At 65.4% G+C, this 26014-nt stretch carries 17 protein-coding genes; 3 read left to right on the plus strand and 14 right to left on the minus strand.

Going from position 1 to position 26014, the window contains the following annotated elements:
* Position 1: 1 nt before the first annotated feature.
* The 9 genes from N2M23_RS00490 to N2M23_RS00530 form a co-directional block, all read right to left on the minus strand.
* Complete coding sequence (locus N2M23_RS00490) at positions 2–2797, minus strand: Z1 domain-containing protein (RefSeq protein WP_265442508.1); 2796 nt, start codon at positions 2795–2797, stop codon at positions 2–4.
* A gap of 8 nt (positions 2798–2805) precedes the next feature.
* Complete coding sequence (locus N2M23_RS00495; RefSeq protein WP_265442509.1) at positions 2806–4713, minus strand: DUF262 domain-containing protein; 1908 nt, start codon at positions 4711–4713, stop codon at positions 2806–2808.
* Complete coding sequence (locus N2M23_RS00500; protein WP_265442510.1) at positions 4710–6131, minus strand: DNA cytosine methyltransferase; 1422 nt, start codon at positions 6129–6131, stop codon at positions 4710–4712. Before N2M23_RS00500 ends, N2M23_RS00495 begins: the two co-directional genes overlap by 4 nt.
* Positions 6132–6284: 153 nt before the next feature.
* Positions 6285–7022: a hypothetical protein gene (locus tag N2M23_RS00505; RefSeq protein WP_265442511.1), complete on the minus strand. Its 738-nt coding sequence runs from the start codon at positions 7020–7022 to the stop codon at positions 6285–6287.
* A gap of 705 nt (positions 7023–7727) precedes the next feature.
* Positions 7728–9248 carry a TniQ family protein gene (locus N2M23_RS00510; RefSeq protein ID WP_265442513.1) on the minus strand — a complete coding sequence of 507 codons (1521 nt, stop codon included), beginning with the start codon at positions 9246–9248 and terminating at the stop codon, positions 7728–7730.
* Positions 9245–10651 carry a hypothetical protein gene (locus N2M23_RS00515; protein WP_265442514.1) on the minus strand — a complete coding sequence of 469 codons (1407 nt, stop codon included), beginning with the start codon at positions 10649–10651 and terminating at the stop codon, positions 9245–9247. The genes N2M23_RS00510 and N2M23_RS00515 overlap by 4 nt, the downstream gene beginning before the upstream one ends.
* Positions 10648–11673 carry a TniB family NTP-binding protein gene (locus tag N2M23_RS00520; RefSeq protein WP_265442515.1) on the minus strand — a complete coding sequence of 342 codons (1026 nt, stop codon included), beginning with the start codon at positions 11671–11673 and terminating at the stop codon, positions 10648–10650. The genes N2M23_RS00515 and N2M23_RS00520 overlap by 4 nt, the downstream gene beginning before the upstream one ends.
* Before the next feature lie 3 nt (positions 11674–11676).
* The gene (locus N2M23_RS00525) at positions 11677–14067 is read right to left on the minus strand and encodes a Mu transposase C-terminal domain-containing protein (protein WP_265442516.1); all 2391 of its coding nucleotides are present in this window, start codon (positions 14065–14067) and stop codon (positions 11677–11679) included.
* Complete coding sequence (locus tag N2M23_RS00530) at positions 14064–14801, minus strand: TnsA-like heteromeric transposase endonuclease subunit (protein ID WP_265442517.1); 738 nt, start codon at positions 14799–14801, stop codon at positions 14064–14066. The genes N2M23_RS00525 and N2M23_RS00530 overlap by 4 nt, the downstream gene beginning before the upstream one ends.
* 812 nt (positions 14802–15613) lie before the next feature.
* Between N2M23_RS00530 and N2M23_RS00535 the strand changes: the two genes are divergently transcribed.
* Positions 15614–15820 carry a hypothetical protein gene (locus N2M23_RS00535; protein WP_265442518.1) on the plus strand — a complete coding sequence of 69 codons (207 nt, stop codon included), beginning with the start codon at positions 15614–15616 and terminating at the stop codon, positions 15818–15820.
* A gap of 90 nt (positions 15821–15910) precedes the next feature.
* Positions 15911–16108 (plus strand): hypothetical protein, encoded by a 198-nt coding sequence (locus tag N2M23_RS00540; protein ID WP_265442519.1) that lies wholly within the window; start codon positions 15911–15913, stop codon positions 16106–16108.
* Between the two features lie 848 nt (positions 16109–16956).
* Here the strand turns inward: N2M23_RS00540 and dnaB are convergent.
* From dnaB to N2M23_RS00560, 5 genes are all read right to left on the minus strand, one after another.
* Complete coding sequence (dnaB, locus tag N2M23_RS00545; protein WP_425270166.1) at positions 16957–19572, minus strand: replicative DNA helicase; 2616 nt, start codon at positions 19570–19572, stop codon at positions 16957–16959.
* 411 nt (positions 19573–19983) lie between these two features.
* Entirely contained in the window at positions 19984–20868 is an 885-nt protein-coding gene (locus tag N2M23_RS00550) for a hypothetical protein (RefSeq protein WP_265442520.1), read from the minus strand.
* A gap of 13 nt (positions 20869–20881) precedes the next feature.
* Entirely contained in the window at positions 20882–21766 is an 885-nt protein-coding gene (locus tag N2M23_RS21075) for a DUF6318 family protein (RefSeq protein WP_425270167.1), read from the minus strand.
* The gene (locus tag N2M23_RS00555) at positions 21708–22727 is read right to left on the minus strand and encodes a C40 family peptidase (protein WP_265442521.1); all 1020 of its coding nucleotides are present in this window, start codon (positions 22725–22727) and stop codon (positions 21708–21710) included. Before N2M23_RS00555 ends, N2M23_RS21075 begins: the two co-directional genes overlap by 59 nt.
* Before the next feature lie 517 nt (positions 22728–23244).
* The gene (locus N2M23_RS00560) at positions 23245–24009 is read right to left on the minus strand and encodes a C40 family peptidase (protein WP_265442522.1); all 765 of its coding nucleotides are present in this window, start codon (positions 24007–24009) and stop codon (positions 23245–23247) included.
* 437 nt (positions 24010–24446) lie between these two features.
* Here N2M23_RS00560 and N2M23_RS00565 point away from each other — a divergent pair, with 437 nt between their 5' ends.
* A complete protein-coding gene (locus N2M23_RS00565; protein ID WP_265442523.1) occupies positions 24447–25805 on the plus strand; it encodes an MATE family efflux transporter in 1359 nt (452 codons plus the stop codon).
* The last annotated feature ends 209 nt before the right edge of the window (positions 25806–26014 follow it).

Below are 26014 nucleotides of genomic sequence, written 5' to 3' on the forward strand. Positions count from 1 at the left end.
CTCAGATGATCGCAGCGCGGGTCGCCGCAAACTGCTCAGGCCCACCGGCCGGGATTGACACGCCTACCGCCACGACCGGGTGTGACTGATCCTGGCGCTGGTTGACGTAGAACAGGATCTGGCCGGGGGCGCCAACGGGACGCCACGCTCCTTCACCGGTGAGGCTCGGCAGCGGCTCGCCGCGGTAGTAGTAGTCGAAGTACTCGTCGCCTCGATACTGGTTCGTGCCCGCGTTGGGGTTGTTGGACCCCCAGGTCGTCGTCACTCTGTCTCCTTCACTGTCCTTCTGAGTCGCCTTGATTTTGAAGGGCAGGTCCGCAAGCGAACCGGTGTTTATCTCGCGACCCTGGCCAAAGCGGATGCCGACCCAGAACCGCGGCTGCTGCGCCTGCTTCTGTTTTAGGTCCAGCATCGACCAGAGGGCACCGGGCTGCCCCGTCACGAACAGCCCCCTGACCGGACGAGTCAGGCAGGCCTCCCAAAGCCTCAGGTAGGCCGCGATGCCGTAGGGGCAGGCACTCCGGGGAGTGTCCCCCGGGCCGCTGGTCGGCGGTCGGTACAGACCTGGAGGGTTCAAGACCTGCATCGCTGCCACGCGAGACTCAATCTGAGCCCACTGCATCGCCTGCTGGGACCGGTCGCCAGGCCGATAGGACTCATACTGGAGGCCCCCGAGGAGGTCTGCTGCCTGTCCCAGGGTCAGCGGCCGGTCAATGATCCGTCCACGGACCGTGCCGGCCACAACCAATTCGCTGGAGTCGCCGGAACCGAAGGCCTGAGCAACGACGTCGGCGTTCGGGTCTGGCTGGTCGGCGCGGTTGATGGTGTCGATGAAGGGCTTGGCACCTTGCAGCATGGGCACCCGATCGATGTTGGCGATCTTTCCCGTCGCCGCGAAATCACGGCCCTGTAGAACGACCGGCTGAGGCGCTCCGCCCCTCATCGACTCGGTGATCGCGGTGCGGATCGCCTCATCGATGTCGTGGTAGGCACGGAACAAGTCAAGTTGGACCTGATCGACGAAGACCCTGCACAACTCGATGTACGAACCGCGGTAGCCGAACCATCGCTGCATCTGCATCTGAGTATCGGCCACCGGGCTGTTGGACGCCCGGCGGAAGAGGGCGGTGGTCATCCCTTCGAGCGTGATCCCACGGGCCATGACGTTGCCAGAGACAAAGATGGTACTCAGATCGCGAGCGGGTGCCCACAACCCAGTGCCCTCGTCTCGCACCGGCTGGTAGACAGGGCGGTCGTCTGCGGTCGGATCACTGTTGATCACGGCCACTCGCGTGCCGGGGATCAACTCATCGGCTAGCAGCCGCTTCGTGTCCTCCCAGTCGGGCATCGAACTGGAGGCCAGCAGATTGAACTCGTTCTGGATCGCTGCGGCCGAGGCTCGGTAGTGGTCGAGCCACATTTTCCAGTTGGCAGGGTCACTGTCCAAGGTCGCAATGAGAGCTGGAGGCAAGAACGCCTCTCCTGACTCCAGCAGTGTCCGAGCCTCGCCAGAGGTCCGCACACCCGCCCACAGAAGCACCTGCTCGGCAGCATCGAAGTGTTCCTGGATGCTGGACGACGGGTGAAACAACATGGAGTGGAAATCACTGACGGCATCTTGTGCGGCGCGACGCGTGTCGAACCAGGAGAAGAGCGCCGAGGCTGGCCCAAGCTTGCCTGATCGATGGAGGCGGATCGCCCCGGCCACCAGGAAGGCCCGCACAGCGTCCGCGAGATCTTCGTTCGGCGCGGGTGTCGTGGGTATACACAATCCCGCACGTTCTCCACGCCGATAGAAGACCTCTCCACCGGTGTAATAGGCATGGGACCCCGCCGGTTCAGGATAGGTGGAGGACCTCGGTGCGTCGAGGTTGGTCAGGTCCGAGGGATCGACCATGTGACCGATGTCGAGCGGGGTCCGTAGCGAGATGAGGAAGTTCCGCGGGGCGAGGGGGTTGTGGTCCTCTTGCAGGAGATTCGCCTGCGGCGTCGCGGTGTAGCCGATGTAAGTGGTGTACAGGTTCCCCGGGGCGGGGTTCGCGGGATCCCAGAGATTGGCGATGGCGCGAGGAATTTGCTTGAGATGGCCGTAAGCGGGGTCGCGGCCGCTCTCCACGACTGCGTCGAGAATTGATCCATCGTCCGCCTCATCGTCCAGGATCAGCATGTGAACGGGGCGGTCCAGCGCCTCAACCGCGTCATAAATGGCTTGGCGAAGGACGCGGCCCAGCGCGTGCAGGTGGTCGGTCTGCTTCATCGCTACGACGATGATGGGGTTGGTGTCCCTGAGCTTGCGCCGAACAGCAGCCGGCGCCATGCGGTAGGTGTCCGACAATCTGGACTGATCCTCAGACAGCACGACCCCCGGTGCGGGGCACAGCAGCCGCCGGGACCTCTTGTGCGCGGAGTCCTGGCCAGCGTCGAGTTGCTGGACGAAGCGTTCATAGGTCTGTCGCCACAGCGAAATGCGGGTTCCCCCAAGGAGGATGACGATGTCAACCTTCTGGTCGATGGCCAGTGCGGTCACTCCCAGCATGGAAGCGGTCTTGCCTGACTGGACGGAGCCCATGACAAGACCGGTGCGCGCCCGGCTGGCCGGCCAATTGTTCGAGCCAGGCGGACCTTCGCCGAACACACCGCGCTCGACGATATAGCGGCTGTCCACTTCTAAGGCTGCGCGCGCTGTTGGTGTGAGATTAGCTAATTCCGCTATGTAATGCGCCCACCAAGACTCATCCTGTTGTGCTCCGGACGGAGGGTTGAAATAGACGCGCTCGGTGCTAAGATGTTCGGTCATGAGTTGACTTATTCGTTGTCAGGTGGCAGGACCATCATTTGCAGGGACTCCAGGCCCGACGAGCCGTACTCTTCGCGCACAACCTCAGACGCGTCTGCAGGGTCGATATCCAGAAGCTCCAGCAGACCAATAACGATACGGCGGATATAGTCCCACTGCGTCTTGGTCTGGGTCTTCTTGATGCGCTTCCATTGCGTAGCGCTGGCTGCGCGGATCGCATCAGCCTTGACCGCAAGGCGCTCCTCGATGTCATTAGGAGCCGCGATCAGCGCCAAAGCGATGCCCACCAGTGACCCCACTAATTGAAGTTCCTGCCATTTCTTGCCTGCAGCCCCATCCTTAAAAGAATCCGCCCATAGCTCGTCGTGACTAGCATGTAATTCTACCGCTTCGGCGATCCAAGTGAATAGCCTAGCAAGGGTGGAGCCTTGCGTCAGCGGATGGTTCGAGACAGTCTGGATTTGATCGAGGAGTTGGTCGATGTGCTTCGCCGTCGACGTGAGGGGTTTGCGTTCCCCTTCTTTGGCATCGAAAGTGTCGTGCAGTAACACCGCGATTATCCACGACAGCACCTTGGTGCGCTTGTAGCGCGAGTCTCCGAAGCCATGCAGGCGCAAGGTAGTGCCTAGGTTTTCTAAATCGGGAACATCGGCAAGGAACGGGGCGATATCGGGAGCGCTGATCCTCGGATCCGCGTCTCCCGCAGCGAACAGCATGGCGGGGGTTAATGCAATCTCGTGATAGACCGCGTTACGTATCTCTTCGGCGTTGAGTTGGACCCCCTGCTTGTTGTAGAGCTTGAAGACCTCATGGATTTGACGCGGTTCAGCCTTGGTGTACTCGATCACCGGAATCTTGTAGTCAGCCAGCTTCGTGAAGAGCTGGAAGATCTGAAGATCCTGGTCAGCGACGGCTACCTCGTTGGTCTTGATCTGGGAATAGTACTTGCCTTGCAGTGACTTCAGAGCGTTCGCCAGCGCGCTCTCCTTGCCTTTGCGAAGTCGGAACGGGAAGTAGTATTCGTTCTCAACACGGGCTGTGAGGGTTTCTCCCTCCAGAGACTTCCATGCTCGGCGGAAAGCCGGGTAGTCCTCGTGAAACAGCGTCTTGAGGTCATTGTCCGGGTGACGGGAGTGCGCCTCTTCGACCTTCTGCATCGCGATTGGATGAGCGCCGACGAAGCGCAGAATTGTGGTCAGGCGCTGCTTGCCGTCAACCACTTCGTGAGGTTCGGAGCCCTTCTTCCGCAGGAGGATTATCGAAGGCAGCGGGATGCCGCGCAATATCGACTCGATCAAGGCGGAGCGGTCCGAGGCGCTCCATACGTCTCCGCGCTGGTAGGAGGGGGTCAGGTTCAAGGGGCTGTCGACCAACTGGTAAATCGGCCACGTCTCAGCCTTCGCCCTAACAGGCTCTGGGCTAATCGGCTCATCGTCGTCGAACTCCCCCCACGCAGTCACCCAACTAGCAGTGGCGGCAGTCTTCGTCGCGCCGTCGGCATCAAGGTCGTCTAGGAAACGTTGCTGGAGCTTGATAGCCGTGTCGATTCGATTGGCCAGCGCGTTCAGGCCGTCTTCGGACAGCGCCAAGGATGAAGCGTTAGAGTCCAGACCCTCGCTCTCGCTCAGTGCGAATTCCTTCAGCAGGGCAAGCAGGAAGTCTTGGTGGTTCGTTTCGGGAAGGTCCGACTCAAAGCTCAGCCACCCCTGCACCGATGAGAGACGTGACGTCCACGCCCCAGTACTGAAGTCCACATCGTCGGCCGTGAACGCGTAGGCGGCCAGCTTCACCCCGGTCGGGGCGTCAGTAGCGTCCGACAGCGACGCCAGCCCCTCGGCAATGCTCTCGTGGAGCGCTGCCTTGGAGCCCTCCTCCTCGTGCTCAGGAATGTCATTGGCCTCTATGTCGTCGGTCACGCGATCGCTCCCAAAGTGTCGTTGTCAGCGTTACGGGTCTTGACGGTCCTGATCCGACGCCCCATTGACACATCCAACCCCTTGGTGAGCTCCTCAGCGATCGCGTGGACCACTCGGGCGTTGACGGCGTTGCCGAGCGCCTTGTAGGCGTCGTGGTCATTCTCAGGCAAGTCGAGGTCCTGGAGGCTTTGGAGTTGGGCGCACTCACGAGGCGTGATGTAGCGCCTCCTACCAGCAAGGTTCGCGCCGAGAATGGGTACCTGGGTCTGCGTGAACGCGATCAGGCTTGGCGCCGTGGTGGGCCGCTTGATTCGAATGCCAGAGGCTCGAACCTGGAGAACGAAGTTGTCAATATCGCGCTCCTCACCCTGGGCGTTCCACTCCAGCTTCTGGAAACTGGAGTTGAGGTCCCACGGTTGCCATTGTTCGAGCCAGGGATCGATCCACTCGGCGTTGTCGTGGTAGAAATCGCGGTTCTGCCGGATGAAGGTGCGCTTCCAGCGTGGGAACACGAAATCGTCCTCGCGACGAGCATGGCTGGGGATCAGATCCTTCTGATCGGGGATCGTCATCCCGTCGAGCGTGAATCCAAAGCTGCCGAGGACATGCATCCCGCTGAAGCCACGGCTTGAACGCCGCTTCCACACCCCAGAAGGCGTCTCATCCTCGTATGGGTAGGTGGCGCCGAATTCCATGGCCCAGATCGGGAACGAAGGCAGCTTGAGGTCAGTTGGCGACCTGCGCAGGAAATCGCCCCACATGTTGATGGCGTGGAGCGTGCCCTCCGGGATCGGACGCGGGTCGATCACGTCCTGCCTGAGAACGGAGGTGATGTCGGTCGGGTCCTTGTGTTTCTTCGGCCACTTGAAGTCGTCGAGCCCATCGAGCGAACCGACAAAGTATGCCCGGTCGCGAATCTGCGGGATGCCGAACTCGTGCGGAGAGTAGCGCCGAACGTCGACCGAGTAGCCGATCTCCTCTAGCATCCGCTTGATTGCCGCAACAGTCTTCCTGCCGTCGTGCTCCAGGATGTTGGGGACGTTCTCCAGGATGAACCTTCGAGGCTGCTTGACTCGGAGGATGTCGTGAACCTTGTAGAACAAGTGACCCTGAGCAGTGTCCTTGAAACCGAGTTGGTCGCCGGCCTTGGAGAACGGTTGACACGGAAACCCCGCAGTCAGGACCTGATGGTCGGGGACCTGCGCTCGGATGATCTCGTCTGAGGCAAGGTCGTTGATGTCAGACCATGCAGCCATATTGAAGTTCTTGGTGTACAGCGCGTTAAGTGTTGGCTCCCACTCCACGGCGAAGACTCCCTCGCCATCGAGATCGTCTAGTGCGACGTGGAAACCGCCGAGGCCCGCGAAGAGGTCGACAAACTTGAAACGCTTCGCCTGCTGTGCGCGTGTCGAACCCATTGGCTGACTCCTCCAGGATGCTCCGCGCAGACGCGCGATCCGGCGAGCCGTCCTCTCAGCTGCCAGTGTGCCTATTCTGGCAACTTACACTGACATCCCTTCCTCCACTCCGTAACACGAGATCGGTGTGGTGAATGGCTTGGGTTCGACGCCTCAGGTGGTGAGTAATCGGAGCCTCAGGTCGTTGGGTCGAAGAGTGCCCGCGATGAGAGTTCGGCCGTAAGATGCAGCATCTTCATCGCGGAGCACCTTGCCGGTGCCGGCGACAGGGGTGCTGGCGTTTGCGTACCAATCCGACAAGGCTGCATACCGGGCTTCCTCGGCTGCTTCGTCGGGCGATCTCGGCTCAGCCGCGGCGGCCGGCTCGAGGTCTGCGCTAACCGCGGCGACGGTGTCGACGTAGATTTCGGTTGGCACTCGGGAGAGGGCCCGACCATGGTCTACGCAGTGGGTGCGCCAGGTCAGAGCGGACAGGAGTTTCCAGAGGGCGTCCGTGGGCCAGGAGAACCCGACTGAGTCGTCGTCACGCAGTTCAAACCACAGACCGCTCTGGTTGGCCCTGACGGACCACGCGTCACGTCCCTCGTCCAGGACGATTCTCGGCCTTTCATCTGCGGCCGGCACCGTGAGTACATCGGGTTCCCGCCAGGCGCGTTCGCCGCGTTGGACGGGTGCGGCATCGTCGGCGAGTGCCATGACCGCGTAGGCGACATTCTGCAGTTGTTGAAGCGCGGCACGCGGTCGCTGCGACAGGACCCGGGCGAGTGCCGTGGTGAAGATGACGGGTTCGATCGTGTGATGTCCGACGATCTGCCGCGGCTGTGGTGTTATCCCGGCGACGGTGAACGCGAAGTCTTCTCCCGGCGAGGGAGTGCTCATGTCGACGACCACAACCGCGTCGGGATCTGGTTGTGGGAGTTGGTAGATCGGTTTCAGGATCATGGTCATCAGTGAACTCCTGTCGTCGGACATGGCGGTTGTTCGTTGGTGGTGGCGGGTGCACTGCCTGGGGTCGTCCGGGAGGACCCGCCGTAAGGGCGTTGGTTCTGTCGGCTGGGTGGCGCTCGAGTTGCTGGTGTCGCCAGATGTCGAGTGATCGGTGATCGGTGCTGAAGGTGACGACTTGGTGTTGTCGCAGTGCGATCAGGAGTGCGCTGAGTTGTCGCTCGGGCAGGGCGAGATGGTCGCCGACGTCGCGCCAGCTTGGGCCGTACCCGTGTTGGAGACGGTAGGTGGCGATGAAGAGGCGGACGTGGTGTTGCAGCCGCGGATCGAGCGCCCGTGCTTGGACCGCTTCTCGACTGGCGGCGATGCGCCCGCGGTCGCGTTCGATCGCGGCGCGTTGGTGGACGGCTTCAGAGGAGGGGATGCCACCGTCGCGGACGATGCGGTTGGCGATTTGTCCCAGTGGGCTGAGCGGGTGGAACCGGTAGACGTGGGCGACCAGGGAACGTACTCGCCGCGGGGTGGGATGGATGTGGAGTGCTTCGAGCCACGCGGTTGCGAGGCGGCGGCGCATTGTTTTCGAGATGTGCGTGGTGGTGCCGTAAACCGGCAACGGCATGGAAGGTGTCTGCGGGTCGGGTTCGGTGCGGCTCATGGCACGTTCCTCGAGGATGTGATGGCGGCGATGAGCGTCCTCCGGTGCGGCTCGCGCAGGGAGTCACGGAACTGGGCGTAGCGGGCGCGGCTGCGCCGGTTGTCGTGCACGGCGACGGGTGAGAGTGCGGGGTCGGCGCGGGCCCATTGGTCCCATGCCCAGTGGATCACCAGGTCGAGACTGCTGTCCCGGGTTCCGGGTCGTGCGTCTTGAAGGGCGGCCAGGAGTCCGTGTGCCGCGCTGGTGTCGGCGATGGCGCGGAGATCGTGTTCGCGTTGCCGGTAGTCGATGCGGGCGGCGCGCAGGTGCGGGGCGACGGTCCGCAACCGGCCGGTCCAGTCGTCAAGTGTGATCGCCAGGTGGGTGCTGGCGGTGCGGGCCAGGGCGTTTCCGTGGTCGTCGGGCAGGGCGAGGGCTCGGGCGGCGTCGGCCCAACTGCCCACTGGGCTCTGTGCTTTCGCGAGGCAGAGGGCCGCGAACGCTCGGAACGTTGCGCGGCTGAGCCCGCACTCGGCGAAGACGTCGTCGAGGCCGGCGGGCAGGTGATGCGGGATCCAGTGAAGGGGCAGTTGCAGGCCTGTTTCGGTGGGTAGCCGGTGGCTGAGTCGTCGCCGGGGTGTCGCGGCTGCGAGCAGGAGCCGGGTGATGGTCGGGTCGGCGGTGGTGTGGTCAGCGGCCCAGGACATACGTCCGTCCCAGCTGGGCGGGATCGCGTCGAACCATGGTCCGAACGTCGCGGCAGCCTCGTCCAGCGCTGGTGCGCGGAGTATCTGGCCGGCGGTGGTGAGTGCGGCCGCGCGGGCGGTGACTGCTCGGGGCGGGCGTAGGTACCAGCGCACGGTTCTGGCGAGCTCGTCAGGTTGGAGGCCGAATGTGGTGGGCGTGGCCGGGCTGTGGGCGGCGATGTGGAGCAACAGAACGGCGAGGTTTTTCAGGGTCTGTCGGTAGGCCGCGCCGTCAGTTGGTTGGCCGAGGACGGACGCACCGGAGAGTGAGGCGCGCCGTTGTCGTGCCTGCTGGTCGAGCACCGCCGGCGGTGCCGGGGGTGGGGTGGTGCCGGCCAGGTCGGTGTCGCATCGTGCCGCACGTCCTGCGGCGAGCGGGTTCGCGCATCGGGTGCCGGTGCCTGCGGGTCGCAGCGTCAGGTGTTGAGAGTTGCGCAGGGGTTGCCCACAGCCCGGGCAGGCGGTGATCAGGTAGGCGCCGTGCCGCAGGCAGCAGGTGGTCATCGGGTCATACCAGTGCCGGGACCAGGCGCCGTCGGCGGCGAGGCAGTCGGGGCAGGCTTGGACGATCGCGCCGGGTGCCCACCCGTCACGGCCCAGGCGATGCGCCGGGTGCAGGTCGGGATCACCGGCTGCGCGGTGCCGAAATCGTGTCGGCGTCCACGCGCCAATCGGTGCCTGCGCGTTCGAGCGGTCCCAGTCGTTGGCCTCGGCGACGCGTTCCAGGTAGCTGTCGACGGCCTCCTGCGGGCGACGGTCGACCTCAACGGGCAGGTGCAGGACGGTGGTCATGCCAACTCCTCTCCTGCCGGCACCACGGTCTCGTGCTGGCGCGCGGTCTGGTCGAGGCTGGTGGTCCCGGTCCACTCGAGGATCTGGTGGCGCACGGACAACAAGGTTTCGGGGTCGAGACGGCGGCTGGCCGCGACGAGCCGGTCCAGTTGGATGCGGGCACGCAGCGTGATGGGCAGGTGGCCGGTGAGGTCGACCCAGATCAGGTCGAATGCGTCGGCGACGTACAGCCCGTATTTCAGCCTGTTCGGCATGGCCGTTGCCAGGTACCGGGTGGCGCGGGCAGCGTGCGCGGACCACCATGTGGCGGCGACATCGCGGTCCAGTGGTGCCGGGTCCTGGTGGATGCGGTCGCGCACTTCGGCCAGGAACGACCGTCCCGCGGGTGTTGTCAGGAGACGGGCGGAATCGGTGACGTGCCGCGGCCAGTGCGGCTCGTCCCAGCTGACCTTCCGGCGGCGCGGACCTGCTCTTTCTGGTGGTTGCAGTGACTCCTCGGTTGCCAGCATCGCCGACTCCTGCACACGGGCGGACTCGTAGATTCGGTTGGTGTGCAGGGCGAGGTCGGCGGCGTGCAGGACCCGCAGCACGTCGTCATCCATGTGGGTGAGGGATGGCACGCTGAACGGTCCGGTGACCGGCTCCCCGATCGCGACCACACCAGCGGCGAAAGCGGGCTCGGTGTTGGTGAGGGCAGCGGTTCGCAAAGCAGTCCCGAGCGAGGGTGTGGTGCTGTCGAGGCTGTTGGCGGCGGTGAGCCAGCGGCCGGTCGCATGCAAGTCGACGGTGTCCGCGTCCCACAACCAGAGCAGGGCGTAGGTCCGGACCGTGACTGACCATTGCGCCCAAGGCAGCGTCCGTGTGGGGTCGCGCACGGCCTCAGCTCGATGGTCACCGTCGTGGTGGCCGAGCGGCCAGGTGTCGCTGAGGTGCGGGATCACTCGGGTGGCCAGATCCAGGAGGCTGCGCAGGTCGGGTGCCGTCCACTGTCCGGTGGTCACGTCGGCTCGGATGGTCGGGGTCCGCGGGTCGTCGTCGGGGAGCAGGTCCAGGATCAGCACGGAGTCTGGCCCGCCCGGGTCGAGGTGCCCGATCAGCCAATGTCGGCGGAGCAGTGGGTGGTACCGGGCGGGACTGTGCTCCCACAACTGCTCGACGGGTGTTCCGCTGCGCGCGGTCAGGCGTGCCAGGACGTCTGGGCGACCGGTGCGCCACTGCGTCGCCGTGAAGCGGGCACCCATGAACTCTTCGACGGTGCAGTCGTTGGCTGCCGCCAAAGACTGCGCGTACCGGTAGAACCCGCCGTCGGGGTCCCAGGTGACACGTGCCGGCGCCAATGTCACCCGGCTCGGTGCGGCGGGCGCGGTGGGCGGCTGCCACGACGACCAGGACGGCGGCCTCATCGCGTCTCCCTGGTGAACAGGTTGCTGACGGCGCGGACGCTACGGGGACACTCGTGCAGGATCTGCTCGGTGATGGTGCCGACCCGGGTTCCGGTGGCCTGGATCGCGGCGTGCTTGACCAGTGTGACCAGCTCGCCGAGGTACCCGCCGGTCAACTCATGCAGCAACCCAGCGTGCTGCTCGGCCAGGACCCCGTCGACAGCAGCGGGTAGAACCGGGAAGATCGCCTGCTCGACCGCGGTGAGCGTCTGTGCCCACGCGGTCCGGTCGGCAGCAGTTTCCACTGGTTGGGGCTGGACCCGCAGCAGCCGAAGGCGTGTGGCGATCTGCGGGTCCCCCGGCAGTGCGGTCTGCTCGAGGTTGGCTCCGACCAGGATGAGGGTGCCGCCGATCTCGCCGAGTTCGGTGTTGAGGTGCTTGAGGTGGTCCAGGACGTCCGAGCCGTTGCGGTAGCGGGTGTTCAGCAGGTGCACGTCGTCGATCAGCAGCGCTTTGACCCGGTGGCGTGCCATCGCGCGGACAGCCCGCAACGTCATGTCGCGGATGGTGCCGGAGACTCCGACGCGCAGGAATTGCAGGATCTGTGCGTCCAGTTCGGCGATCTTGGCGTTGGCTTGCAGGTTGATCCACACCACCGGTGCCACGTCCGCGCGCACCCCTTCGTGTGGGTTCCACTGCGGCAGTCGCCCCGCCCGCGGCAGGTCCGCGGTTTGGGCGCGGTAGAAGCGGGCCGACCACTGGTGGCAGGCGGTGGATTTGCCTGCACCGTTGGCGCCGGTCACCGCCAGGATCGTTTTCGACCCGGGCAACGTGGCGCTGTTGTACCGCACCGTCATGTCCATGGAGGCCTGCACGGCGGCCGTCGCCGGGGTGTCGATGAAGGTGCCGGCCAGCCAGGCAGTGACGGCGTCAACGTGCCGGAACAAGTCCGCATCGGACAGGTTCGCCAACTCCTCCCGGGTCAGGCGTGGTGGCTGCCCCGGTGACACGGCGACTTGCTGGTCAAACTGGATGGTGTCCACCCGTCACCACCGCCACGACGCTGACGCGCCCGTCTCAAGTGCGACCGCCGTGATCGCCGCGTCATCTGCTGCGTCGGGCCGTTCGCGCGGTGGGTCGGGCATCACGGCTGCGCTGTCCCGCAGGTGCGCCCACAGGGCCGCCACCGGAGCACCCTCGTTCACGACCGGGTGGTCTCCACCCACCGCCGTAGTGGCTGCGATCTCCTCGTGGTCCTCGCGCCGATCGTCTTCGCCGTGGGTGCGCCGGCGGTGTGCGGAGTATGCCGCCAGCTGTGCTTCCAGGTGGTCGCGTCGCGAAGAGTCCACGCGCACTGCGGCCGCGGACCACAACGCCTGGTCGGCTTTCGGCACACCCGCCGCGGACAGGTCGGTGAGCTCGTGCAGGATCTGCTCGGTCGCACTTGTCTTGGTGAGCGCGGCGTTGCCGCCGCGGTCACGCAGCCGCTCGAGGATGAGGTCGCGGACCTTGTCGGTCATCGGTGCCTGGGTGCGCCAGGCGCCCCGCCAATTAATCGGATGCACCTGTCCGGTGGTCGGGTGCGGGAACCAGACCCGGGACACGTCGCGCGGGTCGTAAAAGAACGGCGCTGCGGCATCCTGGGCGCGGAACCGTCCGACCGGGCTGGTGCGAAACCCGTCCAGGATCGGGTCGTCATACGTCAGGTTCTTGATCTCGACGCCGTCGTGGCGGATCGTAGCCCACCGGGTGGGCAGGAACTGGTAGATCAGCCGTGGATGTTGCGGCACATCGAGGCGGCCGGTGATCTGCAGGTAGGCGTCGAACAGTTCGATCGGAGACAGTTTCGCGATCGGCACCGACGGGTGGACAAGGCCTTCGTGCCAGTCTCGGTGGTAGTCCAAGGCCACCCACAGTCGTAGTTGCCGTTCCAGTTCGCGGGCGGTGATCAGCGGCAACCCGCGGTCGGTGCTGGTCTTGCCGACGGTGCGGCCTCGTTCGAACGGATTGCGCCCCTTGTACCCGGCGATCTGCTGCACCGCCCGCTGCAACGTCTCGTGAAACCGCTCAATATTTGTGTTGTCGGTGGGGCGTGTCCCCCGCGACAGCATCAGGTCGATGCCGAGGTCGGTCAGCAGCCGGGTGAACGTCGAGGAGATGAAGATCGCGCCGTGGTCGCAACGGATCGCGTCCGGTACCAGGCCCGGGATCCGGTGCTCGCCCCGCAACGAACCGCCCGGCCACGACCTCGCTACAGCCCCGGACGAGTTCGCCTCACTCGGGTCGGCGCCTTCGGCAGCGCGGGACGTGTCCCGCGTGTGGTCGCAGGTGAAGTCGATCGCTTCAGGGATCCCTACCCACCGCCAGTCGGTGACCGTGGTGCCGTCGACCTGCATCGCGAACGGGCGCAGCACGTCATACATCAGCAGGCCGGCGTCCACGGCGGTCGCCGATTTCGGCACGACCCGCAGCGCCAGGACACACCGGGTGGCGACGTCCAAGGCGGTGAGGACTTCGACCGAGAACGATCGCTCATGTAGGTCGTCCCACACCAGGACGTCGGCGCGGGTGGCGTCGATCGCGACCACCTGGCCAGGGCGTAGCGCCGGGTAGTGCCGGTACCCGGCGGTGTCACGCATGGACCGGGTCCGTTGCGAGCGGGTGCCGCGGCCTCGTTCGCGCATCAGCCACGAGACGAACGCGCGGCTGCGGCGCTGAGGCACGTCGATCTGCACGCCCTGGGTTTTCGCCGCGACGTGGATGCGGCGCAGGACCTCTCGGACGTTCACCGTGGAGACGTCGCCGTCGAAGGCTGCGACCTCGGCTTCGGCCAGTTCCCGAAACCTGGCGTCCAGGTCGCCGAAACCTGCTGGGCGGCGGGTCGCCCGCTTGTCGACCAACCCCCACACTCCGTGGGCCGTGTATTCGCGCACCCAGCGTCGGATCGTGGAGGAACCGACGTCACGCTCGTCCAGCTGGCCCGCCTCGACCCGGCGACGCCGGCTGCGGTCAGTTTCCCGCTCGGCGGTCAAGTGACGGGCCATAGACTGGCACCGCTGCGACATGGACCGGTCCGGCCCGAACACCGCCCGCGGCTCCCCCGGCAGCGGCAGATCGGCGAATCCGGACCTGTATCCGGTCAGCACCTCCAGCACGATTTCGAGCCGGTCCAAAACCACCTGCCGGGCCGGCTCCGGCAACGCCTCCCACCGCGGTAGCAGCGCTTCGTGAACCGCCACAGGTGCCCCGGACGTGGCATCGGTGACTGGTCCGAGTTCAGACCACGGCAGTGTTACGCGTTCACCGACGGCAGATCGCAGTGTGACCGTGGCGGCAGCGATCTCCTCGACCAGGAAGACGCCATCGTGCCGCAGCACGCGGGTCGTGCCGGCCTTCAACGGCGTCCGCCCTCGAGACGCACTGCCCGTCACTGTCATCGCGCGACCTCGATCGTCGTCGGTGCGGTGACGGTCGTGTCTGGACCGATCGGTGCCGATAGATCCATGACGAGTTCGCCAGACCACACCAGGTGCCAGAACGTGGACACGGCCTCACCCGAACCGTCGTCTGTGGCGAGGACATCCGCGACCGTGACAGGGTCCTCGGCGTGCTGCACCACATCCACCAGCCGGTCGGCCCATTGCTCGTGCCACGGCTTGTCGTGACGGAACCCGTGCAACCACAACGTGTTCAGGCCCTCGGACGCGGACTGCCCGTGAAATACCCGGTGGGACCACTCCACTTCCCGGCAGGCGTCCGCGGTCAGCGCGACGGCTCGCGTGAGCGCCTCGTCGACGCGTTCACGCGGCCGGGCATCCCACAACACCACCTCTCCCGACGTCATCAGGGCCAGCAGGTCCGGGACATGCTGCCAGCGACCGACCTCCGGCGACAGGGACAACCGGACGGGCTGTGCCACCAGCCACGCCACTCCCGGATCCCTGTCCAGCACGCGGAACAACGAATGCTCCAACCCGGACTCCAACCGCAGCATCGACCCCGTCCGGACACTCACAGCACGCACCGGGATATGCCGCGACCGGGCATGCGACACCGGTCGGCGAACGCTGCGAAGCTCCCGCACCGGCGGCCATCCGGTCGACCAATCCCACGTCACCAGATTCGCGCCCTCACCAACGCGGAACGCCCAGGACACTCCACTCAACGCCATGAGAGCGCCTCCGCGACGGACGAAGTGGCGTTGGCGAAAGCGTTGACATGGTGCGTTTTGATACTGCAAAATGACATACGGAAGTCCTTCACTTCAGATGCGATCTTTCAAAAGCACTGTTCGTTGCAGCGCTTGTCACACGCCGAGCCGGGTTCCCGCCCGGCTCTTGGCATGTCTGGGGGATAACGGGCTCCCAGCGATACCCTCGACCGTTAACGCTCTGCTGTGATCACGTCCTGCACTCTCGCAACCGCCCAGATTGGCGGCGCTCTCGTGCGAACTTAAACCACGGCCATACCCTTCGGCTACCCCAAGATTCCGAGTTCGGGAATTGCGTTACATGCATTACACACTAAACACACTATTGACACGAGAACTGTCGCGTTGCCCGTTCCAAGAGATTCCGGATGACCCGCCAGTTTCACAGATTTCTGATCCGAGGAGCGAGCTGATCACTCACGTGCGCGTCGGTCAACTTTGTGACCGCCTGAGAGGTCGAGGGCAACATCATGTAGGCGCTCAGTCGTTTGGCTGTGCCGCGTCACGTGTATGCGGGTCTACTCCGCCGACAAGGCCCTCCCCGCCACCGCATCTCCGCCGCTCTCGATGACGCGTGAAGGGTGGACCTCATGAGCCGCGCGGAAGATGACACGCAACTCAAGAAGTTGCTGCCTGTGGGCAGCCACGCCGACCTAGACCTTGCCAGACGGGATGACCTTGCCAGACGGGATATCGCTACCACCCCGACCAAACGTCGCAGTGGACGCCCCCAGCAGTCCCAGTCACAATGGAGCCGAGCAATAGGAGCAGTCATGAGCCAGACGACCGAGATCTCCGCATCCGCGATCCGACTGGCGCGAGCCCTGGTTCGCAACGCGACCAAGCGCGGCGAGACCGAAGACCCGCGCATCGTCAAGATCGCCAACACCAAGACGCCCGGCGAACGCAAAGACGATGGCGTGGCGACTCGGGTCCGCTCACCGGGCACCTCAGAGGGCGGGTCTATCGAGACACCATGACGCGTCACGTGGCTTCCCTGCGGCGTTCTCGCGAGGAACGCCTATCGAGACTTCAAGGTTGTTGTCGCCGTCGCGCCACATACTGGAACCATGACATACACCGTGAACGGGGCCTGGAGAGGATGGGCAGGCGACACCCTGATCGAGATGACGGATGGCTCCATCTGGAAGCAGGTGGAGTACCACTATGAGTATCACTACGCTTACCGTCCTCAGGCCGAGGTGACTGGGGACAAAATGCTCGTCGAGGGCATGAGCAAGGCCGTTCAGGTACGGCGCTTGAAATAAGCCCACGAGGAGCCGACCAAACGACGCCACGTAGCGTCTTTGCCCGATGGGACCGCACGACACCGGACCTTCGCGCTAGCAGCAGAGACTTCGGTAGTAGCGGTGCGTGACCTGGAAGCTCAGCGCCCTGGCTATCCCCTTAAGGGTCACCCTCACGTGACGAGATCCCCGACGCGACTTCGGCGCGTGGGCGCCAACGACCGGCACGTGCGAGACCAAGACGGTCATCTGGAGTCAGCAGGTATGTCCTCCCGAGCGGGCCATCAGTGGCAAGCGTCGAAACTGCCAATGTGGCGCCATGCAATCACTGAGTGTGACCGCGGACGATGGAGTCACGTTGCACGTGGGGGTCTGCGGTACGGGTCCTCAGGATCCTCAATCATGAACACCGGTTCCCCTGCTACCGACCCCCGCGGGTGACGTGAATTTCGACTGCCGCGCCAGCGTGCGTCGGCCGCTGCGGGGCATTGGAGGCGACGGCCGGGACGCCTTAGACTGACCGCCAAGTCGGACGCATCGCACAGATCATTCAACCGCTATATTCCGCTCACAGGTTGTACCGCTCAGTAACCTGTGAACTGGGGATGATCCCCAATAACGACGCCTTGACCAGCAGCGATCCGAAAAGCTCGGACACACGTCGACGCGTGAGAATCATCCCCATTAACGAATGCTGCTGGGCGGCACCCGACGACGACCCGTCCAGACCCCCAAGTCCCGCCGAAGATGAACAACATCTCCGTTTTGCTCATCTTTCCTGCATCTCGACACCATTCCAGGATGAGGATTGCGGGAATACGTCGACATCAGATGCATGACGTCGGGCCTGCATCTCGACAACAACAACGTCAGAAATTCTGCGCCATATTCGTGAACCGCGAGTAATGCCCCTGGAAAGCAACCGTAATCGTGTCGGTCGGGCCATTACGATGCTTGGCAACAATCAGGTCAGCCTCACCGGCACGCTCGGACTCCTTATCGTAGGAATCCTCGCGGTGCAGCAGGATCACCATGTCGGCGTCCTGCTCGATCGATCCGGATTCACGCAGGTCCGACATTTGCGGACGCTTGTCGGTGCGCTGCTCGGGTCCACGGTTCAGCTGAGAAATCGCGATGACCGGGACGTTCAATTCCTTCGCGAGCAGCTTGAGCGCACGGGAAAACTCCGAGACTTCCTGCTGGCGGGATTCGACGCGCTTGCCGGAGGTCATCAGCTGCAGATAGTCGATGATGACCAGCTTGAGGTTGTTGCGCTCGCGCAGCCGGCGGCACTTGGACCGGATCTCCATCAGCGACATGTTGGGCGAGTCGTCGATGAAAAGCGGGGCGTCGGCGACCTTGCCCATCGTCGTCGCGAGGCGCGTCCAGTCCTCGTCGCGCATCGTGCCCTTGCGCATATGCTGCAACTGGATGCCGCCCTCGGCGGACAGCAGTCGCATCGAGATCTCGGTCTTGCTCATCTCGAGCGAGAAGACGACGCTCGCCATACCGGCCTTGATGGAGGCCGCGCGCGCGATGTCCAGACCGAGCGTCGAGTTGTGCGTCGGGATCATCGATCGGCCGGCAAGGTAAAGGTGGGCCGCGTTGTCGACCTCCACGCAGCGCACCGGCACCGACGGGACCCGCCGGACATCAGCGATGAAATGCGAGTTGCGCCGCTGAAAGGTGCGAGCGCGAAGTTCCTTGTGAAGCAGGTTCTTTCGGTCGAGCCGGAAGACGTCGCGGTCGGTCGAGAAGGTGAAGGTGTATGCCGTCGACGTCGCCTCGGACCGACCGCGGACCTGCTTGCGCGCGAGACCGCAGCGCAAGCCGAGCGAGGCGAGCAGCTCCGCGAAGTCGTCGCGCAGCCGAACGCTCGTCGTCGTGAACTGCACGCACCCGGACGCCGTCACCGTGCCGTCGGTGTCGAGCAGTCCGGCGAGCAGCGCCCACCGCTGCCGCTCACTCGCGCGCAGGTAGTCCGCCGGGATGTGCTTGTTGCCGAGCACCCCGATCGTGCGCAGACGCGCCTGCACGGTGCCGTGCCGGTTGTGGCACGCCTGGCAACGATGCATCCCGGACGACGGCCGACCGCAGTCGGGGCACGTCGGAGCGATCCGCTCACCGACACCCTTCGCCTTGCCCCCGCAACTCCGGCCACAGGTGCGCACCTCCGACGTGCGTGGCAGGAACGGTGTCCCACACACGACGCACGCGCGCTCGTCGACATACTCGGGGTAGAAGTGCAGCGAATAGCGCATCGTGGCAGAGGTTTTCGTGACCCGCAGCCCCTGCCCTTCCAGGAGCATCACCATCTGGTCGTCCGCGGTCGTGATCGTCGCGGCGTCGGTGGTGCCGTCGCCCAGCCACGCCCCGAGCACGTATGGCGCGACGAGCAGCTTCGCGTCGGGCAACTGCAGCGGCTCGGGCAACCGCACGCTGTGGTTGAGGCGCCGGTCGGCGGTGGTGGTGCGGAGCGTCGCGGCGATCTCTCCCGTCGTGCGAACCTCGGGAAGGGTGCGCTGGTTGACCATGCGGTTGCGGTGGTCACGCGCAGCCTGCTCCGAGCGGCGGCTCGCGCGAGTGTCGGTCAGCCACTGGTGCTGCTCGTCGGCGACGATCACGGTGCCGTCGGTGAACTCGACCTCGTAGCAGGGGCGCTGCTCCATCACGTCGGTCGCCGCGACAACGGTCGTCGGGCGGCCCTCCGCGTCGAGCAGTTGGTCGCCGACCCGGACCTCGCCCATCGTGGTCCAGCCGGTGGGAGTCGGCAGCGGGGTGTCCAGCGCGAGCGCCTTGCCGACAGCTGGTCTCGCCGCAACGACGATCATCTGCCCGGGGTGCAACCCGTTGGTCAGCGTGTCGAGGTCGGTGAATCCCGTTGGCACACCGGTCATTTCGCCGTTGCTACTGCTGGCGGCATCGATCTCGTCGGCCGTCTCGGAGATGACCTCGCCGAGCCGGACGTAGTCCTCGGACTCCTTGCCGGCGGTCACGCCGAAGACCTCAGCCTGGGCGGCGTTGATGATGTCGACGACGTCGCCGCCGCCGTCGGTGTGGCCGAGCTGGACGATGCGAGTGCCGGCGTCGACCAGTCGGCGCAGCACCGCCCGCTCGGCGACGATCTCGGCGTAGAAGCCGGCGTTGGCGGCCGTCGGCACGCCCTGGATCAGCTCGTGCAGGTAGGCCTGACCGCCGATGCGCTGCAGCTCGCCCCGCTTGGTCAGCTCGTCGGCGACAGTGATCGCGTCGGCCGGCTCGCCGCGACCGTAGAGGTCGATGATCGCCTCGTAGATCGCCTCGTGCGCCGGTCGGTAGAAGTCGCGCCCGTCGACCGCCTCGGCCGCGTCGGCGATCGCGTCCTTGGACAGCAGCATGCTGCCGAGCACCGACTGCTCGGCCGGCACGTCCTGCGGCGGCACCAAGCCACCTCCGGTGCCTCCCGAGTCCGGGGGGTAGTCACCGGGGAACTCAGCTATTGCCACGCACGTGCTCCTTGGACCCGTTTTCGAACATGTGTCGATTGCAGCAGTAGGCACTGACAGTGGTGGTGACGGCCGCGATCGACACGGAAGACGCCACGCTACGACCCGCTTCGGCGACGCGCCAAACGTCGCCGAATCACCCCTGTGGACTACCTGCGAACAACGTGTGGATATCTCCGGTACGACGGTGCACACCCTGGGGATAGTCCTGTGGATGACGAAACACCTCTGCCCCGAGCAGGCTGCTGACCTGCACAAACGCGGTCCACCGGGTGTGGACGAGAAATAATCTCGGTGGATTTTGCCAGGCCTTTACCCACAGGGGGCATCGGGACGGACGGCCCTTGCGGGACGGGCGGGACCCCTGTTACCAATGCGTAGGAAACCGTGCCGTATGACGCCGGCGGCCGCTCAGCGCACCAGCCGCGTCTTGGCGCCCACGACGGTCAGCGCCTGGGTTGGTCCGCTGATCCTCGCAGTGCCGGGAAGGTCCTGGAAGTCGCTGCCGTCGACCGAGAACTGACCGCCATACACGGTGCTGATCCGGGTCGTCACGGTCCCGGTCTTGCGGTAGGTGTGCTTGATGTCGCCGGTTGGCCACACCCCACCCATCGACGATGTGGGGCCGGCGGTGCTGCCGTCACCGAAGTGGTAGGTGTTGGTCTTCAACACCGGCTTGATCCGCACCCGGTGACCCAACAGCGTGACCGTCCGCACCTCGCCCGGCGCGAACCCGGCACCCGGGAAGACCGTCTGGAAATAGGTCGGCAAATTGACCAGGGTGCGGTTCCCGACCGGCTGCACCGACACCTGCGGCTTGGCGAACGGCGTCTGCGTGAACGCCTTCAAAATCATCGCCACCGTCAACTGCGGCCTACTCGAACCCCCAGGAATCAAATTGGGCCAACACGTTTCACCACCCGGACGCCACCCACCCTTCTTCCCATCCGGGAACACCGGACGCGAGAAGAACCGCACCAACGGACCCACCGCATCCGGCACATCCACACACACCGTCACCGCCCGCGGACACGACGCCGCCTGCCCCGGCACCGCATTCTGCGGGCACGCCAACACCGCCTCATACTCATACGGCACCATCCGCACAACAGACTTACCGCCAGACACGAACTTCTCTTTACCAGACTTAGGAAGGGCCGCTGTCTGAGATTTCGAAAGCCCTAAATATGCGCCGTTCTGATCTGTTCCGCAGACCGCGCATCCGGCATTCGCGGAATCTGAAAAAGCAAGATCAAGAGTGGCGACGAATGCAATAGTCGCAAGCGTTGTGACCATCCGGCGCCGCCTTCTATTCATTATCGACCCCAATTTGTGTCCAACCCAACGGAGTCCACGAAATTCGCGACACCAACTTCACTGACTTTGACGGCGAGCTTTCTAAGATGCTTCCGGAAGCATCCACCATGTCCGCCTTGTTACCGTTCATTGTCAAAAAGACGTGAATCTCGTTCGAGTCAACTTTTAGCGTCCGACGAATAATCAGCGAGAACTGCGACGACGTATAGTGCCGCGCACTTTCAGCCATAGATCCAATGTCTTTGATGTAGTAGTTGCACAGACTGCACCCTGGGGCACTTAGAGACTTAAGCGTTTTGACCGTCGGTCGCTGATACGCATCATCGACCAGCTGGAAGTAGTACTCCACAAACGCCCGCGCACCCGCCTCCGTGTGCTGCCGGGCCGGCTCGGGCACCCCGGGCGCACCAGCGGCCGTGCCAGACGACGGTCCAGCCGACGACTCAGACACCACCGCCGAACTCGATGACCCACCAGAACTCGACGAGCTCTCACTGGACGCCGGCACCGAGTAACTCGTCGGCGACGCCGTCCCGCCACCACTCGAACCACCACTACAACCGGCGACCGCCAGCATCCCGCCCACCGCAAGCGCGGCAACCGCACCGCGGGTGGTAGTCACTCGTGCACTCTCCATCGACATGCCTTCCTCCAACAACCGGGTGCACGCGATTATCGACGCCCGGGCCGCCCCACAGCCTGCCAACGAACACCCAATCCCCGCAGAAGTTATCCACAGGCGGCACAAGGCCCCGCCATACAGCGACGGCCCCGGCCACCCACTACGGGTGACCGGGGCCGCGGACCGAAACAGCCGTTCAGCGCAACGTGCCGTATCCCGCCGGGGTGGTCCAGATCTGCTGCTGCTTGACGACATCGCCCGGCTTCGGCGAGGCGATCATCTGGTTATTGCCGATGTAAATACCCACGTGGTACGCCGGGTAGCCGAAGAACACCAAGTCACCCGGCTGCGGGTTGTTGGTGGCCTTCATGTACGTCTGCTGCTGACTGGCCGTACGCGGGATGTACAGCCCCGCCTGCTTATAGACGTATGACGTGAGCCCCGAGCAGTCGAAGCCCTGCGACGGGGAGGCTCCGCCCCAGACATACGGCGTGCCGAGGTACTTGCGGGCGATCGAGATCACCGCAGCCAGACCCGAACCGGTCGACGGCGGATCCGTCGACGGCGGCTTCGGGGTCGGCGTCGGCGGCGTGGGCGTCGGGCTGCCGCAGGGGTAGCCACCAAGCGCCGACCAGGTCGCGGTGCCAACGATGCCGTCGACGACCAGACCCTTGCTCGCCTGGAACGACTTCACCTTGGCCAGCGTCGCGGCCCCGAAGATGCCGTCCACGGCCAGGCCGCCCAGCCGCTGCTGCGCGGTCGAGACCAGCGAACCGGTCGAGCCGTAGCGAATCTGGCTGACCGAGCAGCTCGGCGGGGTCGGCTGCGGAGTCGGCGTCGGCGCCGGCGACGCGCCTGGGAAGCCACCGAGGGCGTTCCAGGTCAACGGTCCGACGATGCCGTCCGGCACCAAACCCTTGCTGGACTGGAAGGACTTCACCTTCGCGTTGGTACGCCATCCGAAGATGCCGTCCACCGCCAGCCCGCCCAGCCGCTGCTGCACGATGCGCACGTAGCTGCCGGTCGACCCCGAGCGCAGGTAGACCACCTGAGTGGGCGCCGAGACACGCGTCCCGCCGCCCGCGTTCGCGGAGGTGGCGGAGTTGCTGCCCGAGCCCGGGTCGGCCTGGGCCGGAGCGGCGTGCACGAGGCTCGCCGCGGTGGCCGGGATGCTGAGCATGGACCCGGTCAGCACCAGGCCCTTGCGCGATGTCACCACTGGGCTGACCTTGGCCGTCAGGCTCGGCCTCGGTCTGCGGTGGCGCGGAGTTGTAATCGTGGTCATCTGACCCTCTCGGTCCTCGTCCTGTCAGATACGCGCGCAAAGGGGACGCCCGACCCTGCAGGCATCCCCCGAGTCGCCCACTCCTTCCCCGAAGAAGGCGGTTGCACGATCACGCACTATGCCGGGTGCCGAGTGCCCTGTGAAAGACGCGAAAGTTGGTCAGCAATGGACCTGTGAGCACTGTGTGACTGATGTGACTGATGTGATTTGCTGGGCAATGCCGGCGGACCGCCCGGATTGGTTGCAATCCCGGGGCTGGTCGCGGCGCCTGGCGGCGGTTATAGCACTGACCTCATCGATCGCGTTCGAACGACACGCCGAACGAAAATTGTTTCCGGGATTGTCTCATATTGCGAGACGATCGGATGTTTACGCTCACCGCATACGAAAGGGCCTCGACGGTGAAACCGTCGAGACCCCAACGTGTATGGCGCAGCAAGCGCTCCGATCAGGCGCGACCGAAGTAGTAGCTGCCCCAGAGGTTCTGCACGCTCACGACCGTGCCGGGCTTACGCGCGGCAATGATCTTGCCGTTACCCAGGTAGATCGCGACGTGGTAGGCCGGGTAGCCCCAGAAGACCAGGTCGCCCGGCTGCGGGTTGGACACCCGCGTGGTGGCGTAGGCCTGCTGCGACGCGGTGCGCGGGATGCTCTTGCCCGCACGCGCGAACACGTAGGACGTGAAGCCCGAGCAGTCGAAACCGGACGGGGTGTTGCCGCCCCAGCGGTAGGGCACACCCTGCAGGCTGAGCGCGATGCCGGTCACCCCGGACGTGCTGCGCGGAGCGGGCTTCGGCGCGGTGCCGCCACCGCCGCCGTACCCGCCGAGGGACGCCCAGGTGCGGGGGCCGACGATGCCGTCGACGACCAGCCCGTGCGAACGCTGGTAATTACGGACGGCGCGGTTGGTCAGCGGACCGAAGATGCCGTCGACCGCGAGGCCGCCGAGACGCGACTGGACGACCTTCACGGCAGTGCCGCGCGAACCCCAGTAGACGGTGGGGCCGGCCTTGGCCGGGGTGGCCTTGATCGCGCCGGCCTGCTTGACGGCGCCAGCCTGCACGAGCGTGCCACCGGGGGCCGCGGACGCGGTCTCCATCCCGGCGAGAGGAACGACGACGGCTCCGGCCGCGGCGAACGCGATGCCGCGGCGACCCATCTTGTTAAGGGCGGTCGGCTGCTGCTTCAGGTGACGCGGAGAGTAAGAACCCATGGAGTTAAGGGACCCTTCGTAGCTTCGGTGACTGCTGACGATCAGGCTGGGCCGCATTGCCCACACACCGCTCCGCGGTGACGCCTGCTGCGCTTACCGGCTCCCCGATCCGGCGCACGGGCATCGACTATGGCGTACGCGCGCGACTTACCAAAGCCTTTCGGCAGATCCCAGCCCCACAGCAAGGCCCTCAGATGTCACACCAGTCACACAGCTGACCAGTGCCACCCCGTGACCGTTCCGTGATATTTGGCGAGTTTACGGGGTTCGGGGCGGCGGCGGTAAACCCGATTGGCCGCCGGTCAAATTGTTCCGAACGTGCTTGTATGGCGAGACACACTTGGTCCATATCGTGAGATTTCGCGAACTTGCCGGTAACCCTCCGGCATCGCGGGAGCGGTGACACCGCACCCGCGGCCGCCCCATAGGCTGACCCGGTGCCCGTCGACGAAACGCCCGCCACGGCGGAGCAGCCGTCGGTGCACCGGCAGATCCTGCGCCTCGCCGTCCCGGCCTTCCTGGCGCTGGTCGCCGAGCCGCTCTTCCTGCTCGCCGACTCCGCGATCGTCGGCCACCTGGGCACCGACGAACTCGCCGGCCTCGGCGTGGCAAGCGCCGCCCTACTGACCGCCGCGAACGTCTACATCTTCCTGGCCTACGGCACGACCGCGCTGGTCGCCCGCCAGCTCGGCGCCGGTCACGAGTCCCAGGCCGTCGGCGCGGGCATCGACGGAGTCTGGCTGTCCCTCGGGCTCGGTGCGATCACCGCAGTCGTGGTCGCGATCTTCGCGGGCCCGATCTGCGACCTGTTCGGCGCGTCGGCCGCGGCCGCCGACGAGGCGAGCGTCTACCTGCGGATCAGCGCCTTCGGCATACCCGGCATGCTCGCAGTGCTGGCCGCGACCGGCGTGCTGCGCGGCTTCCAGGACACCCGCACCCCGCTCGTCGCCGCGACGGTGGGTTTCACGTGCAACCTGCTGCTCAACCTCCTCCTCGTGTATGGCGCAGGCCTCGGCATCGCCGGATCCGCGCTCGGGACGGTGCTCGCCCAGACCGGCATGGCCGCCGGGCTGCTCGTGGTGGTGCTGCGCCGCGCCCACCGGCTCGGCACGCCGCTCCGGCCACATCCAGCACGCGTGCTGGCGGCGGCGCTCTTCGGCATACCTCTGCTGGTGCGCACCCTCGCGCTGCGGGCCGCGGTGCTCGCCAGCACCTGGGTCGCCGCTGAACTCGGTGACGTGCCGCTCGCCGCGCACCAGGTGGCGATGACGATCTTCGGCTTCCTGGCATTCGCGCTGGACGCGCTGGCGATCGCCGCGCAGGCGCTCACCGGCAAGGCGCTCGGCGCGCGCGACATCGAGGGCACCCGTGCGATGACCAGGCTGATGCTCTGGTGGGGCTGGTGGATGGGTGTCGCGCTCGGCGTCGGCGTCGCCGCGCTGCACACGGTGCTGCCGGTGCTGTTCACCGGCGATCAGCAGGTCCGCGACGCGCTCGCGGCCGCGTTGCTGGTGCTTGCGATCGGGCAGCCGATCAGCGGGCTGGTCTTCGTGCTCGACGGCGTGCTGATCGGTGCCGGCGACGGCCGGGCGCTGGCGCTGCTACAGGTGCTGGTGCTGGTGGCCTACCTGCCGCTGCTGTGGCTGGTGCACGCGAACGCCGCGGCGCTGCGCGCCGACGGGGCCACGCACGCGCTGGTGCTGCTCTGGTGGACGTTCACCGGCTTCATGGCGCTGCGGCTGGTCGCACTCGGGATGCGCGCTCGCAGCGACCGCTGGCTGGTCACCGGCGCCTGACGTCATACGAGATCGGGCTCGGCAGCTGCACGGCTGGCAGCCACTCGTCCACGTTTTGTGGACTTGTCACGTGCTAGAGCACGCGACAAGTCGGCCCTACACGTGACAAGTGGGCACTGCACGTGACAAGTCCGGCCGGACGCGACGAGTCAGCTCCGGGCAACGTCCCGGCAGGCCAACACCAACGCAGCTGAGCCGGCCACCCCGGG

The organism is Flexivirga meconopsidis, assembly GCF_026162425.1.
Lineage (GTDB): Bacteria > Actinomycetota > Actinomycetes > Actinomycetales > Dermatophilaceae > Flexivirga > Flexivirga meconopsidis.